The 16,081-nt window shown below is 33.9% G+C and carries 10 protein-coding genes; all 10 read left to right on the top strand.

Annotated features, from left to right (window positions below; all coding sequences use genetic code 11):
* Positions 1-15 precede the first annotated feature (15 nt).
* The gene (locus ACFQ13_RS07565) at positions 16-3,732 is read left to right on the top strand and encodes an efflux RND transporter permease subunit (protein WP_386115830.1); all 3,717 of its coding nucleotides are present in this window, start codon (positions 16-18) and stop codon (positions 3,730-3,732) included.
* The gene (locus tag ACFQ13_RS07560) at positions 3,719-4,954 is read left to right on the top strand and encodes a TolC family protein (RefSeq protein ID WP_386115827.1); all 1,236 of its coding nucleotides are present in this window, start codon (positions 3,719-3,721) and stop codon (positions 4,952-4,954) included. The genes ACFQ13_RS07565 and ACFQ13_RS07560 overlap by 14 nt, the downstream gene beginning before the upstream one ends.
* A 3-nt stretch (positions 4,955-4,957) precedes the next feature.
* Positions 4,958-5,686, top strand: a complete 729-nt coding sequence (locus tag ACFQ13_RS07555) for a heavy-metal-associated domain-containing protein (RefSeq protein WP_386115825.1) — start codon at positions 4,958-4,960, stop codon at positions 5,684-5,686.
* A 21-nt stretch (positions 5,687-5,707) separates the two neighbouring features.
* Positions 5,708-6,199, top strand: coding sequence for a DUF305 domain-containing protein (locus ACFQ13_RS07550; RefSeq protein ID WP_386115823.1), 492 nt, complete (start codon positions 5,708-5,710; stop codon positions 6,197-6,199).
* Entirely contained in the window at positions 6,189-7,964 is a 1,776-nt protein-coding gene (locus ACFQ13_RS07545) for an efflux RND transporter periplasmic adaptor subunit (protein ID WP_386115821.1), read from the top strand. Before ACFQ13_RS07550 ends, ACFQ13_RS07545 begins: the two co-directional genes overlap by 11 nt.
* Positions 7,965-8,000: 36 nt before the next feature.
* Entirely contained in the window at positions 8,001-8,453 is a 453-nt protein-coding gene (locus tag ACFQ13_RS07540) for a heavy-metal-associated domain-containing protein (RefSeq protein ID WP_386115818.1), read from the top strand.
* A 1,111-nt stretch (positions 8,454-9,564) separates the two neighbouring features.
* Positions 9,565-10,077, top strand: coding sequence for a DUF6943 family protein (locus tag ACFQ13_RS07535; RefSeq protein WP_386115815.1), 513 nt, complete (start codon positions 9,565-9,567; stop codon positions 10,075-10,077).
* Positions 10,078-10,202: 125 nt separating this feature from the next.
* Positions 10,203-10,844, top strand: coding sequence for a DUF6266 family protein (locus ACFQ13_RS07530; protein WP_386115812.1), 642 nt, complete (start codon positions 10,203-10,205; stop codon positions 10,842-10,844).
* Positions 10,845-11,187: 343 nt separating this feature from the next.
* Complete coding sequence (locus tag ACFQ13_RS07525) at positions 11,188-12,789, top strand: tetratricopeptide repeat protein (protein WP_386115809.1); 1,602 nt, start codon at positions 11,188-11,190, stop codon at positions 12,787-12,789.
* 111 nt (positions 12,790-12,900) lie between these two features.
* A complete protein-coding gene (locus tag ACFQ13_RS07520; RefSeq protein ID WP_386115806.1) occupies positions 12,901-15,228 on the top strand; it encodes a T9SS type A sorting domain-containing protein in 2,328 nt (775 codons plus the stop codon).
* Positions 15,229-16,081: the final 853 nt, after the last annotated feature.

The raw sequence follows: 16,081 nt of genomic DNA, 5'->3' as shown, positions 1-16,081 counted from the left end.
TAATAATCAAACTATATGCTTAATAAAGCAATCAAATTTCTTATCGAGAATAAACTCGTTGCAGTACTACTGCTCGTCCTTTTCGTAGGATGGGGAACAGTAAATGCACCTTTCAATTGGGATACAGGATTTTTACCAAGTAATCCTGTAGCTGTAGATGCAATTCCAGATATTGGAGAAAACCAACAAATTGTATTTACAAAGTGGGATGGTCGTTCGCCACAAGATATCGAAGACCAAATCACTTATCCATTAACAACTTCTTTACTAGGTATTCCTGGAGTAAAAACCATCCGTAGTTCGTCTATGTTCGGCTTTTCAAGTATCTATATCATTTTTGAAGAAGATATCGAGTTTTACTGGAGTCGTAGTAGAATATTAGAAAAACTCAACTCTTTACCAAGTGGCTTATTACCTGATGGTGTTAATCCTGCTTTAGGTCCAGATGCTACAGGATTAGGACAAATATTTTGGTACACACTTGAAGGTCGTGATGAAAACGGAAACATTACTGGTGGCTGGGATTTACACGAATTACGAAGCATACAAGACTACTATGTAAAGTATGCCTTATCATCTGCAAGTGGTGTTTCAGAGGTCGCTTCTATTGGTGGTTACGTTCAAGAATATCAAGTGGATGTGAATCCTGAATTAATGCGTCAATATAATATTGGGCTAAACCAAATAGTTAAAGCAGTTAAGGAAAGTAATAAAGATATTGGTGCACAAACTTTAGAAATCAATCAAGCGGAATATTTAGTACGTGGTTTGGGTTATGTAAAGTCTATTTCAGATATAGAAAATGCTGTAGTCACTTCTGAAAATTACACAGCTATAAGAATTAAAGATATTGGAAAAGTCTCATTAGGTCCTGCAACAAGACGTGGTATATTAGATAAAGAAGGTGCAGAAGTTGTAGGTGCTGTTGTTGTGGCTCGTTATGGTGCAAATCCAATGGAAGTTATTAATAACGTTAAAGATAAAATTAATGAATTAAGTGCAGGCTTACCTTCAAAAGTATTATCAGATGGAAGAACGTCACAAGTAACCATTGTTCCTTTTTATGACAGAACGGAATTGATTCAAGAAACTTTAGGCACACTCAATGAAGCCTTAACTCTTGAAATATTGATTACCATTTTGGTCATTATCATTATGGTTTTTAATCTTCGTGCTTCAGTTTTAATTTCAGGACTATTACCTGTTGCAGTTTTAATGGTATTTATAGCAATGAAACTCTTTGGTGTCGATGCAAACATTGTTGCGCTTTCTGGTATTGCAATCGCTATTGGTACTATGGTAGATGTAGGAGTTATTCTTTCAGAAAACATCATTCGGCATCTTGATGAAGATGATGGAACACAATCTATAAATACGGTAGTTTATAACGCCACAGCCGAAGTTTCTGGTGCAATCGTAACCGCAGTAATGACAACAATAATTAGTTTTATTCCTGTATTTACAATGATTGGTGCTGAAGGAAAATTATTTAGACCATTAGCCTTTACAAAAACCTTTGCACTAACAGCTTCTATAATTGTAGCGTTGTTTTTAATTCCACCCTTTGCAGCATTTTTATTCAAAAAGAAAAGCATTAAAACACATTTTAAATATGTTTTAAATGGCGTTTTAATAGCATTAGGCTTAGTTGCTATAGTTTATGGTTATTGGTTAGGATTAATATTAGTTGGTTTTGGTATCACAGCACTTCTAAACCTTAAAAATAGAATAACAGATAAACAAGTAAACTTTATAAATATCATCATTTCGGTATCAGCTATAGTTTTCTTGTTAGCCGAATATTGGAGACCATTAGGCGTAGATAAAAGTATCTTTTGGAATCTCATTTTTGTAAGTATTATATGCTTTGGTTTATTAGGAGTTTTCTCATTATTTATTAAATACTACACACGTATTTTAAGGTGGTGTTTAGATAATAAGCTATTGTTTTTATCTGTTCCAACAGCGATTGTAATTGCTGGTTTTTTTATTATGAAGAATACAGGAAAAGAATTTATGCCATCTTTAAATGAAGGTTCATTTCTGTTGATGCCAACCTCAATGCCTCATTCTGGTGTAGAAGAAAATAAAAGGGTGCTACAACAATTAGATATGGCTGTAGCAAGTATTCCAGAGATAAAAACAGTAGTTGGTAAAGCAGGTCGTACAGAGTCGGCTTTAGACCCAGCACCACTATCAATGTACGAAAATATCATTCAGTATAAACCAGAGTATATGCTGAATAAAAACGGGGAGCGTCAACGCTATAGGATAAATGATGATGGTTTGTTTGAAATGAAAGATGGCCGATTCATCGCGAATCCTAACAACACCGAAAATGTCACCTTGAGCGCAGTCGAAAGATCTCAACTAATAAAAGACAACGATGGCGAGTTCTACCGCAATTGGCGACCAGAAATACAATCACCCGATGATATTTGGAATGACATTGTAAAAGTCACTAAACTACCAGGAGTTACATCAGCACCAAAACTACAACCCATAGAAACCCGATTGGTAATGCTGCAAACTGGGATGCGTGCACCAATGGGAATAAAGGTTAAAGGTCAAGATTTAAAACAGATTGAAGCCTTTGGTGTACAGTTAGAAGAGATTTTAAAACAAGCTGATGGCGTTAAAGAGGAAGCTGTATTTGCAGATAGAATTGTAGGTAAACCCTATTTACTTATTGATATAGATAGAGAAAAAATTGCACGTTATGGTATATCAATACAAGATGTACAAGATGTTTTAAAAGTTGCAGTTGGCGGAATGGTATTAACTCAAACCGTTGAAGGTAGAGAACGTTATGGTGTACGCGTGCGCTACCCAAGAGAATTAAGAGCTAATCCAACCGATCTAAAACAGATTTATGTACCAGTTGAAAAAGGCAGTCCAGTTCCTTTAAGCGAATTGGCAACAATAAAATACGAACAAGGCCCACAAGTCATTAAAAGTGAAGATACCTTTTTAGTAGGCTATTTATTATTTGATAAACTGGATGGCTTTGCAGAAGTAAGTGTTGTAGAAAATGCACAAGCCTTAATTCAAGAAAAAATAGATAATGGAGAATTAGTAGTACCAAAAGGTATTAATTACCAATTCACAGGAACATATGAAAATCAATTAAGAGCAGAAAAAACCTTGTCGGTTGTTGTGCCTTTAGCATTAGCAATCATTTTCTTAATTCTGTATTTCCAATTCCGCTCGGTGGGAACGTCATTAATGGTATTTACAGGTATTGCAGTAGCATTTGCTGGTGGATTTATAATGATATGGCTTTATGGTCAAGATTGGTTTTTAAACTTCAATGTCTTTGGCGAAAACCTACGTGATTTATTTCAGATGCACCCAATTAATTTAAGTGTAGCGGTTTGGGTAGGCTTTATTGCTCTTTTCGGTATTGCGACCGATGATGGTGTAGTAATGGCAACCTATTTAACACAAACTTTTGATAGAAACACACCAAAGAATAAAAAGGAAATTAGAGCATCTATAGTAGAAGCAGGAGAAAAACGTATTAGACCCTGTTTAATGACTACAGCAACAACAATTTTGGCATTATTGCCAGTACTAACATCCACAGGACGAGGAAGCGATATTATGATTCCAATGGCAATACCAAGTTTTGGAGGTATGTTGATTGCCTTAATTACCTTATTTGTAGTTCCTGTATTATTCAGCTGGAAATCCGAAGTTCAACTTAAAAGAGCATCAAATGAAACAAAATAAATTCAATATAAAATTAGTCTTGGCTCTTGGCTCTTGTTTCTTGGGTCTCTTTGTAAATGCCCAACAATTAGAAACATTAATTGACGAAGCATTAGCTAATAATCCAGAGATTCAAAAGTTCGAGTTACAGTACAAAAGAGTTTCAGAAAAAGTAAATGAGGTCAATACAATTCCTAATACCGAATTTGGTGTAGGTTACTTTATAAGTGAGCCAGAAACACGAACAGGAGCGCAACGTTTTAAGGTATCAGTAAAACAAATGTTGCCTTGGTTTGGTACAATTACTTCACGAGAAAATTACGTGAGTGCATTAGCAGATGCTAAATATGAAGACATTGTTATTGCCAAACGAAAGCTAATGGCTTCGGTATCCCAATCCTATTATAATTTATACGCCAACAAAGCAAAACAAGAGGTGTTATCCGAAAACATCAAACTCTTAGAAACCTATGAAACATTAGCCTTAACATCAGTTGAGGTTGGTAAAGCATCAGCAGTAGATGTATTGCGATTGCAAATGCGTCAAAATGAAATGCAACAACTAAAAGATGTTTTAAGTCAGCAGTTTTTAGCAGAACAAACGAATCTTAATAATTTTTTGAATAGAGAAAATGATGTTGCTGTTACTATGGTAGATAGTTTAATGATGCCTTCAGAACACTTTGAAATTAATACTGAAAATTTAGCCTTGCATCCCGAATTGTTGAAGTATGAAAAACTGTACCAATCCATTGAACAATCAGAATTACTAAACCAAAAAGAAAGCAGTCCTATGATTGGTTTTGGATTAGACTATATCAACGTTTCCGAAAGACCAGATATGAATTTCTCGGATAACGGTAAAGATATTGTGATGCCTATGGTTTCGGTATCAATCCCGATTTTTAATAAAAAATATAAATCTCAAACCAAACAAAATGAGTTAAAACAGCAAGAAATTCTATCTCAAAAACAAGAAAGGCTAAACTCTTTGGAAACATTGTTAGATAAGGCTATAAAGGAACGTATATCAGCAAGAATAAGTCATAATACAGCAATCAAAAACATAAAACAAGCTAAAGATGCAGAACAAATACTGATAAAAAGCTATGAAACAGGAAGGATTGACTTTAATGATGTATTAGACATACAAGAACTACAATTAAAGTTTCAAATAAGTGAAATAGAATCTGTGAAGACCTACTATTTACAGAGTACAATTATTAATTATTTAATACTATAAATTATGAAACACACATATAAAATAACAGGAATGACTTGCAATAACTGTAAGGCTTCCGTAGAAAAGAATTTAGGCGAATTAGAATACGTTACTAATGTTTCTGTAAACCTTGAAAAAGGTGAAGCAGAAGTAACAATGAAGCAACACATTGAAACCGAAACTCTAAAAAAAGCATTGCCAGAAAAATATACCTTATCTGAAAAGCAAGAACGTAATGTGTTTTCATCCTCAACAATGGCTACAGAAACCGTGGAAGAAAAAAGCAAATTACAACAACTAAAACCACTCTTGTTAATCATCTTTTATATAGCAGTAGCAAGTATATTATTGCATTATAAAAATTGGAGTTGGAGTGCCTTTATGCTTGACTTTATGGGTTTATTCTACATCGTATTCAGTTTCTTTAAGATGCTAGATTTAAAAGGTTTTCCAGAGTCTTTTAGAATGTATGACCCATTGGCAAAAAGAGTTCCTGTTTATGGCAAAATATACCCATTTATTGAAACTGCTTTAGGATTAATGTTCTTACTGCGTTTTGAAGTCAATATTGCCTTAATCATTACACTTGTTGTATTAGGTATTACAACTTTTGGAGTAACAAAAACACTTTTAGATAAAAAGTCTATAAAATGTGCTTGTCTTGGTACTGCATTAGACTTACCAATGACCGAAGCCACATTTATCGAAAATGCTATTATGATTATAATGGCAACCTTAATGTTAATTTTTTAATTACTATTAAATCAAAAAAATATGAACACACAAGAACACAAAAACAACGAAAACGGAATAAGCAATTACACAAAATTCTTTTTGATGTTAGGAGCATCTTTTATAGCAATGTACATTACTATGTATTTGAATACCTATGAATTTGACCACGTATGGTTTAGTCTAACAAGATTTTACATGGTTTGTTTAGGTATATCAACAATGGCGTTAATTATGTTTTTCTTTATGAAGAATATGTATAAAAACAAAAAGAAGAATTTGGGTATTGTATTAGGTAGCATTGTGCTATTTCTTGGAGCATTAGGTTTAGTACGTGACCAAAAATCAACTGTTGGTGATGTATTATGGATGAAAGGTATGATACCACACCATTCTATTGCTATTTTAACAAGTGAACGTGCAGATATAAAAGACCCAGAAGTTAAAAAGTTAGCTGACGATATTATTAAAGCACAGAAGAAAGAAATCGAAGAAATGAAAGCAATGATTAAACGATTGGAAAATGAAAAATAATAAAATAGTAATTTACATTGGCATACTTGCTATCGGTCTTTTATTAGGTTGGTTGTTGTTTGGTGACACATCAAAACAGGATACAAACCATAATCACGATGAGGTAGCAGAAACCAATCAAATGTGGACCTGTTCTATGCATCCACAGATTATGCAACCAGAACCAGGCGATTGTCCTATTTGTGGTATGGATTTAATTCCTGCCGAAAATGGTAGTGATGGTTTGTTAGCAGACCAATTCAAATTAACTAAAAATGCTATGGCTTTGGCCAATATTCAAACAACAATTGTTGGAGCAAGTAATATTGAAGGTAATACCATAAAATTATCTGGTAAAATTGCTAAAAACGAAAAAGCCAATGCAGTACAAGTCAGTTATTTTTCAGGTAGAATAGAACGTTTGAATGTCAGTTTTACAGGCGAAGAAGTTCGTAAAGCTCAATTATTAGCAACCATTTATTCGCCCGAATTGTATGCAGCTCAACAAGAATTAATTACAGCAGCCTCTTTAAAAGAATCACAACCGGCATTATATAAAGCGGTTCGTAATAAATTGAAATTATGGAAACTTTCTGACAATCAAATCAATCAGATTGAATCCACAGGAAAAGTAAAAGAAAACTTCCCAGTTTATGCAACCGTTTCAGGTACAGTTACCGAAAAATTAGTAGAGCAAGGTGATTACATCAAACAAGGTCAACCATTACTTAAAATTGCTAATCTAAACACGGTTTGGGCAAATTTTGATGTCTATGAAAATCAGATTGACCAGTTTAAGAAAGGGCAGGAAGTTATAATAACAACCAATGCCTATCCTAATAAGGAATTTAAAGGTAAAGTAGATTTTATCGACCCAATTTTAAACAGCAAAACAAGAACAGTAACCTTACGTGTAGTTTTAAATAATAAGAACGATGTATTTAAACCAGGAATGTTTGTATCCGCAAGCATTGATGGTGTTAAGAATAAAGATAAAGAAACCTTATCAATTCCTGCATCTGCTGTGTTATGGACAGGAGAACGTTCTATTGTGTATGTAAAAGCTAATCCTAATCAACCAATTTTTGAAATGCGTAAAATTACATTAGGCAATCAAATCGGTAATAATTATGAGGTTTTAGAGGGTTTAAATAATGGTGATGAAGTAGTAACCAATGGAACATTTACAGTTGATGCAGCTGCTCAATTACAAGGCAAGAAGTCGATGATGAATAAGGATGGTGGCAAAGTAATGACAGGTCACGAAGGACATTTAGGAATGGATATTAATGCATCAAAGAAAGAAAGTAACCATACTAATATGACAGAACGCTTGGAAGTACCTAAAGCATTTCAACAACAATTAATTAGTGTTTATGAAAGCTATATTAATTTAAAAAATGCGTTAGTTGAAGATAATACAAACAAAGTATCTCAAAATGCCAATACTTTACTGGATAATTTAAGTCAAGTAGATATGAAATTAGTAAAAGATAAAACTCATAATCATTGGATGTCATTAGCAGGCGACATAAAATCTTATGCAAACTCTATTTCAAAAACTACAGATTTGAAACAACAAAGAAGCTATTTTAAACACCTGTCATCACATTTAATTAATGTTGTACAATTGTTTGATATCGATGAAAAAGTCTATGTCAAATTTTGCCCAATGGCAGATAACAATAACGGAGCATATTGGTTGAGTAAAGAAGAAAAAGTAATCAATCCATATTTTGGCGAAGCAATGCTAACCTGTGGAGAAGTGAAACAAGTAATAGAATAAATATAAATCAAGTAATAACAATTAAATTTTTAAAAAATGAACTTTTCAAAGAAAAATCACGAACACAAAAACAAAAATGCAAACAACGTGAGTAAGAAAGTAATTTTAAGTGTAGCTGTAATAGCAGCAGTAGTTTTTACAAGTTGTAAAAACGAAACCAAAAAAGAAACAGAAACAACAACTACTGAAGTTTCAAAAGATATAGCAATGACTGACCTTTCTTTTGGAGTAAGAGGTAATTGCGGTATGTGTAAAAACACTATCGAAAAAGCAGCTAACGGAGTAGAAGGGGTTTCCAAAGCAACTTGGGATGTTGATAAAAAGAAGATTGATGTGTCTTTTGATGATACCAAAACAGATGCAATGGCAATTCATAATGCTATCGCAGCATCAGGTTATGATACCGAAAAAGTGGCAGGGAGTGAAGAAGCCTACGAAGGTTTACCAGGTTGTTGTAAATATGACCACGAAATGGCTATGAATCAGTAAAGTGAAACTAAAAGTGATAACAATTTCAATCACAACCACTATATAAGTAATTAGAAGAGTCTTTTTCGGAAGGCTCTTTTTTATTCCCCACAACCCAAAACCCAGTTTTTTCGCTTGCCCTGGCTTGAGCCTGTCGAAAGCTCAAAATCCTCTGTCTTTTGTGTTGTTCCGCGCGCCAATGCATAATTGGTTTTATGTCATAATACTTGTAGCCAACGCTATAATGGCACATTGCTTGTTTTATTTAACATAGTTTAGTTTGAGAAAATGGTACAATAAAAAAGCAAAGAGCCATTGCCAACGCTCAACCAATTATTACGCCATAAAACCAATCCCAAGCTATGTTACATAATGCGTAGTTATAGGAGCAAAAATCCTTTCAATGGTTGCCTACGGCGTTTTATTATATTTTCGTCGCTATAACTGTCATTATGTAAAATATCCACACAGCCAACGCGCACTTCCGAACATATAACTACATTTTAAACAAACATTAAACAGTCGAACAATTAAAGGATTAAGATAATTGAAAATAATATTCGTTATCTCATTCAACTGCACAAAACCATCGTTAAGTCCACGTATTCCTTACCTCAAGTCTTTGTTTGTTTCATTTTGTTAACAAATATTATAGTCCACTTTTCCCCACCACCCAAGTAAGCGGTAATAAAAAAATAGGTTTATAGTATGTAGTAATACGCCATAGCACATTACTTTTTCTCGTGCCTCAAAAAATCAATAAGCTATCGTCTAAAAGTCCTGTATAAGTAGCTTGTTTAAATGCTGTTTTATCAAACAACTATTTAAAACGCTACCCATACAAGCGCTACATCCAACGCTCTATACAGTACTAAACCTATTTTTTTAAGTGTTAATTCCCCAGAAAAGTTAAAATAACTTGAATCAAGATTAAATCAATTAGAAAGATTAAATAAAAAAAGGAAGCAAATATATGTGGCTACCTCTGCCAACCGCACAAGGCTATAAAGGTCAAGCCCTACGGGTTTTGAATAAAACTTTTTTCAAAAGCATTTTTCACAATCATTAAACAATTAATCTCAAAAAACTTTTATCCAAAAACCTTGACAGCCTTATCCACGCCACAAGTTCTATGGCTATCTTTTTTATTTTCAAAAAAAATAATGGCGCGAAGCGTAGCGAAGCAATTTTAAATTGGATAGCTATGTCAACTTTTGAACTAAAAACACACCAAGTCGGAAGAACTTACTCAAACCCTCATTTTTTTATACTAAACAAAGGACTAAACAGCGGAAAACCCTTAACCAATCCTTGTCCTAATTGTTTTGTAGTCAAAACTTCATCCGAAGAAGAAAAAAACGCGCTTTTTCACCTATCTATGATGTTACAAATAGGCGGCTTTTACGCTTACTATTTAAAAGGTAGTGTTATTCCGTTTATCTCAATAGATGATTGTAGAAACACTTTAAAAAATAGTTACACTTCATTGTTTTATGATGAAATTCAGTTGCAAAAGCATATTAATATAGTGTCCGCAATTAGCAAAAAGGAAGCAGAACTTAACAGTATCATTTCAAAAATGGTAGATTTAAAAGTAGCATATATTCAAAATGTATTTTCTAAAATGCAAAAGGAAGCAATCTAAAGCAATAAAATCCATATCTATACAATAGCACAATACTTGCCTTATATTTCATCGGAAGGTACAACTTCGTGTTAAGTCCGTACCAAGTCCGAAGAAAAGTAAGTTTCATTTAAATTATTTATGTTATGGGTAAAATTGCTCAAGGTATTTTAGGAGGGCTTTCAGGTAAGGTTGGAAACGTTATCGGTGGAAGCTGGAAAGGAATTGACTACATTAGAATTAAACCTTCAAGTGTAGCCAATCCAAGAACTGTTGGTCAAGTAAACCAAAGAACAAAGTTTACTGCCACTTTAGAATTTTTACAGGCTGTAAAGCCTTTTATTAAGTTAGGTTATAAAGGATTAGCTGTTAAGAAAACAGAATTTAATGCAGCGATGTCGTATGTATTGAATAATGCAATTACAGGTACTGAACCTAACTTTGTTGTTGACTATCCAAACGCTTTAGTGAGTCGTGGAGGTTTATCTGGTGTATTAAACCCAACGTCTGATTTATCAACTTCTGGAGAAGTAACTTTTGGTTGGGATGATAACTCTGCTGAAGGTAACGCAAATGCTACTGACAAGGCAATGTTGATGGTTTATAATCCATCAAAAAAGGAATCTATTTCTTTACTTGATGGTGCGGACAGAACAGTAGGTACTCAAATTGTTCCAATCCCAACAACTTATGCAGGAGATACAGTAGAGCTATTTATGGCGTTTATTACTGCTGATGGTAGTCAAGTATCAAACAGTATTTATTTAGGCTCTGGTACAGCTAATTAATGCTTGGTGTTTTTATTTAGAAACCGCTCTAATCGAGCGGTTTTTTTTATGTTATATTTGTTCAGCTATTTGTTAATAGTTGTTACTAATCTTCTCTTATTATGTGTTTTTTGTATGCTATTTGTTGCCCAAATGCAATAGTACCAATGAATATAGGGTTAGTTAAATATTGTATTGGGAAGTAGTGGTTTAGGAGGTAAACAATCTTTCCATAACCTAAAATACAAGCTCACATAATTTTTCAGATTTAAGAATCCGTTTCTCTTGTTTCTTAAAAATTATTTACATTTAGCAAAAAAGCTAAGATTATATGCCCAAAGCGTTTCGTATCTATTTAAGCTGTATGGCTTTAGTTCTTTCTCTTTCCTTGTTTTCACAGGCCGAAACACCTGAGATTTTAGATCAGCAAATTGATAAGGGGATTGACCTTATGTTTCAGAAAAAGCATTCACAATCCATTGAATTACTTTTATCATTAGAGTCTATTGCGAAGAAAAATCAGTGGTATGAGCAAGTTTTTCGGTCTACACTAAATATAGGAGCCAATTATTATTTGTTATCAGATTATGGTGAAGCCGTTATATTTTATTTGCAGGCTTATGAAGTGGCGATAGAACATTTAGGACCACGCCAAGAAATGACGGTGCTCAATAATATTGGTATTTTGTATTTTAAGGAGCTTGATAATGAACAGGCTAAGCATTATTTTCAGAAGGCTTACCAAAAGGCAAAGGCCATTAAAGATCGTGTAAAAGTGGGGTACTATGCTGTGAATTTGGCTTTAGTGTCTAATAAAATGAAGCAGCCCGATTCGGCTCAAAGTTATATTGAAGAAGCTTTACCTTTATTAAAGGAAGACCCTACAGTGTTCATTCAAGCTAAAATGGCACAGTCGGAGATGTTTTTACTGAAAAAGCAATTTACTACTTCAGAAAAAATTGCCTTAAACTTATTATCGCAACTTCAAGACGTATCGCAAATAGAAAATAAAGTCTTTGTCTATTTAATTTTAGCGGAAATCCATGAAAAGCAAAACCATTTATCTCAAGCGCTTTCCTATGGTCTTAAAGCCAGAAATTTAAATACTAGCATGGAAAATCGCTCTGAGGTATACGGATATTTATCAGACTTGTATGGCAAAATGGGAGTGTTAGAGAAAGCTTTGGTTTATAAAGATTCAGTGATAATGGCTTCAGATTCATTGACCCTAATGCGAAATAGAAAGTTGTTCGAAAATGAAAAGGTCAAATTTCAAATTCAAAATTATAAGCACGAGTTGTCAGAAAGCAAGGAAATTATGCGCCAAGAGCGTCGGTTTTTATATAGTATAATCGGAATTTCTCTATTACTGATCACCTTTATTCTTTGGGTTTTAAGAAGCAATTCAATAAAACATAAACAACGCAAAACAATTGTAGACCTTGAGTTGGCCAAGGAAAAAAGTGACTATTTGCTTATTGAAAAGCAGCTGAGAGAACAAGAAACTTTAGCCCTTTTAGAACAAGAGCGCCTTAAAAACGAATTGGAAGTAAAAAACAGGAAACTCACAGCTAAGGCCTTGTACCTTTCCAGCAAAAATAGTTTAATAGAAGAGGTGATTAAATCCTTATCCAAACACAAGGAAATATCGGATAACCCAGAGTTGAAAAAACAGATAAGAGAATTAAAAAAGCATCTTAAAACAGACACCCAATGGGATAGCTTTTTTACCCATTTTGAGGAAGTCAATCCAGGTTTTTTAGACCGATTAAGACAAAAACATGATACACTTACTCCAAGTGATATTCGATTTATCACTTATTTATATATGAATTTAACTAATAAAGAAATTGCTTCGCTTTTAAACATTACACCGCAGTCTTGTAGAAAGCGTAAGGAGCGTATTTCTAATAAGTTAAATATTCCTGAAGACACAACACTTCATACCTATTTATCTAAGATTTAAAAAGGATGTCACGCTAAAAGCGTATCGATGTCACGGAATGTCACGCTTTAAATTGACCTCTTATGCTGTGATGGCTCTATATTTAGCACCCTAATCTAAATTAAAGATATCATGAAAAAACAAATTACTTTACTCTTCTTTTTCTTTGGAGTATTCATTTCAACTCAAGGCCATGCGCAAGTTGAATTTGAAGCCGCCCAAGCTTATGGACAAATTTTCGATGTCACTTATAGTGAAACGCAAGAAAATGTGTTGTATGCCTTAACGCAAACCAATCATATTGTTACCTCTTTAGATGCGGGTGATACATGGAGTATTCTATATTCAGATCCTATAGATAACTATGCGGTATTAAAAGATTTAAAACTTATTAATGCGGGGACTGCACTAAGTTTTAATGTTAGGGCAGAGGGGACGACCTATAACAAAATTGCCATTTTCGATTTGGCTACGGCCTCTATTACACAAACATTTTCTCCACCTAATGATTTTGAGGTCGATATTTTAATTGAGTCTTATGATATTTCAAACAGCGACAACGATGTGGTTTTAATGCACACCACTTATTCTTTACTTGGTGCATATACGCATGAAGTTTTTTACACCACTAATGGCGGAGTGAATTGGAATTCTGTTTACTATAGTCCACTACATGATAATGTTTCTATAAATAATGTTAGTATAGCTCCAAATGACGATACTAAGTTGTTTTTAATGCGTGGTGGAGCAACATCTAGAGAACTAGGAGGGTTGTATGTGTCTTTAGATTCAGGATTAAATTGGGAGAATAAAATACCAGGAAATACCTATGATGCTATTGCTTTTAATCCGGATAATGCCGATGATATTTTATTAGGAACTAGTTATGGGTACGATACTCATGTTGAGGATTTATACCGTTCTTCAGATGGCGGTGATACTTGGGCTATTGTACCTATTACTTGGACCTCAATGTCTACAGATCATATTAATAAAATAGTGTTTAACCCTAATAATGCGAATGAAATTATTGTATTGGAAGAAAATGAAATTGTAAAATCTTCGGATAATGGTGTAACATGGACTAACCATGTGTATACGACGATAGATCCAGAAACTTATTATTACGGGTTAAGTGCCTCTTTTAATCCTTTTACTACAGATGAAATTTTAATAACGACCAATTTTTATCCGTTTTTAAGTACTGATGGAGGGGTAACATTGACTAAGGTTGAGAATCCTTTTGTAAATTCAACAGGGACCGTAACAGCTTATACCTCTGCTAGTGAAAACCATGTGTATTACGGTTTACGTTCTGGTTTTAATCATATCGATATCGAAAATGACACAGAAGATGAGTACTATTTACAATCCCTAACTCAAGGATTTGGTTCTGCGGTAAAAACAATTGCAGATCCTGTGGTTCCTGGTCGTGTATTTAGTGGGAATAGAGCTTTAAACACCTCTTATATAAATGTGAGTTCAGACCATGGCGCCAACCCAGTAGCTATTGCAAGCTCTATGTTTTTCTTAATACTTGAAGATGTCTCTACGTCTATAGCGAATACGGATATTACTTGGATGTCTACGGGGATAGAGTTGCATAAATTGAACTTGGCCGATTTAGATAATATTGTTGATGAAGTTGTAGCTGTTCCATCAGAAGGAGAAGTTATTACAGCGGTTCAGGTAGATAGTGAAAGTGCCTCTACAGTGTTTATGAGTCAAGGTATTAATTTTTATAAGTCTACAGATGATGGAGCGACTTGGACCTTAAGCAATTCTGGACTTGAAACTTTAGGTTTCGGTGACCATGTTATTATAGATATTGCTCAAAATCCGTTAAACGCAAATCAGTTGGTGCTATCTACAACAAATGGGATTTATTTATCTCAAAACAAAGGGGACTCTTGGGTTTCAATTTCTTCGGAATTTACAAATAAAGTAGCCTTTTCTACAGTGGATGATGAGACTATTGTGGCCGTGACCTATTATTCTGAAGGTTATAATGTACCCTTACCGGTTTCAAAAGCAAAAATTATATTGAGTACAGATTTAGGCCAAACTTGGAGTGAAATTAGTGCTGAAATGTTAAATCACCCTTTTACTTTAACGTCAGCATTTGTCTTTTCAGATACAGATGTAGATGTGTATTTTGGAGTTCAAGATTTAGGACTGATGAAGTATTCTATTGAGTTGTCTACATTATCTGTAAATTCAGAACTTTTAAATCGTAATCCGATAACATTTTATCCTAACCCTACTAAAGACAGTTTTACAATTAAAACGGAACAAGCCGTGCAATCGGTAAGTATTTATTCGGTTTCCGGACAAAAAGTAAAACAGGTAAATAATCCTAATTCGGAAATTAACGTCAGTGATTTATCTACTGGTGTGTATTTGGTGAAGGTGAAAACGACTTCAGGAAGTCTTACAAAACGACTTATTAAAACACGTTAATCCCTAATTACTATCCCTTGTACTGAAGAGGAACCCATTAAATTTGGTATCGTTAAGATGCTAAATTAGGGTTCCTTTTTTTTATGAAGTCGTATGGTTTAAAATTGGTTCTCGATACAAAATTGCAAAAAAAGCAATTCCACTCGAACTGACGTTTGGGATGTAATTACTATTCTGTGTTCTAGTGCTATTATAATTTTTCCGTCACTTCGAGTGATTTGTAAAGCATGAACAAATAGTATCGAGAAGCGCAGAGTGGTACTGGTTTTATTATTGGTTCTCGATACAAAATTGCTAAAAAATGCAATTTCACTCGAACTGACGTTTTGGGTGTAATTACTATTTTGTTTTCTAGCTCTAATGTAACTTTTCCGTCCCTTCGAGTGATTTGTGAAGTATGAGCAAATTGTATCGAGAAGCGTTGATTGATATTTGTTTTAAATTTCGTTCTCGATACAAAATTGCAAAAAAGCGCAATTTCACTCGAACTGACGTTTGAGGTGTAATTACTATTCTGTGTTCTAGTGCTACTATAAACTTTCCGTCCCTTCGAGTGATTTGCGAAACATGAGCAAATAGTATCGAGAAGCGCAGAGTGGTACTGGTTTTATTATTGGTTCTCGATACAAAATTGCTAAAAAATGCAATTTCACTCGAACTGACGTTTTGGGGTGTAATTACTATTTTGTTTTCTAGCTCTAATGTAACTTTTCCGTCCCTTCGAGTGATTTGTGAAGTATGAGCAAATTGTATCGAGAAGCGTTGATAGGTATTTGTTTTTTAATTGGTTCTCGATATAAAATTGCTAAAAAGTGCAATTCCACTCGAACTGACGTTTGGGGTATAATTATAA

Source organism: Winogradskyella rapida (genome assembly GCF_042675845.1).
GTDB lineage: Bacteria > Bacteroidota > Bacteroidia > Flavobacteriales > Flavobacteriaceae > Winogradskyella > Winogradskyella rapida.
The sequence above is the reverse complement of the archived record's forward strand: the minus strand, read 5'-3'. Positions and strand labels throughout refer to the sequence as shown.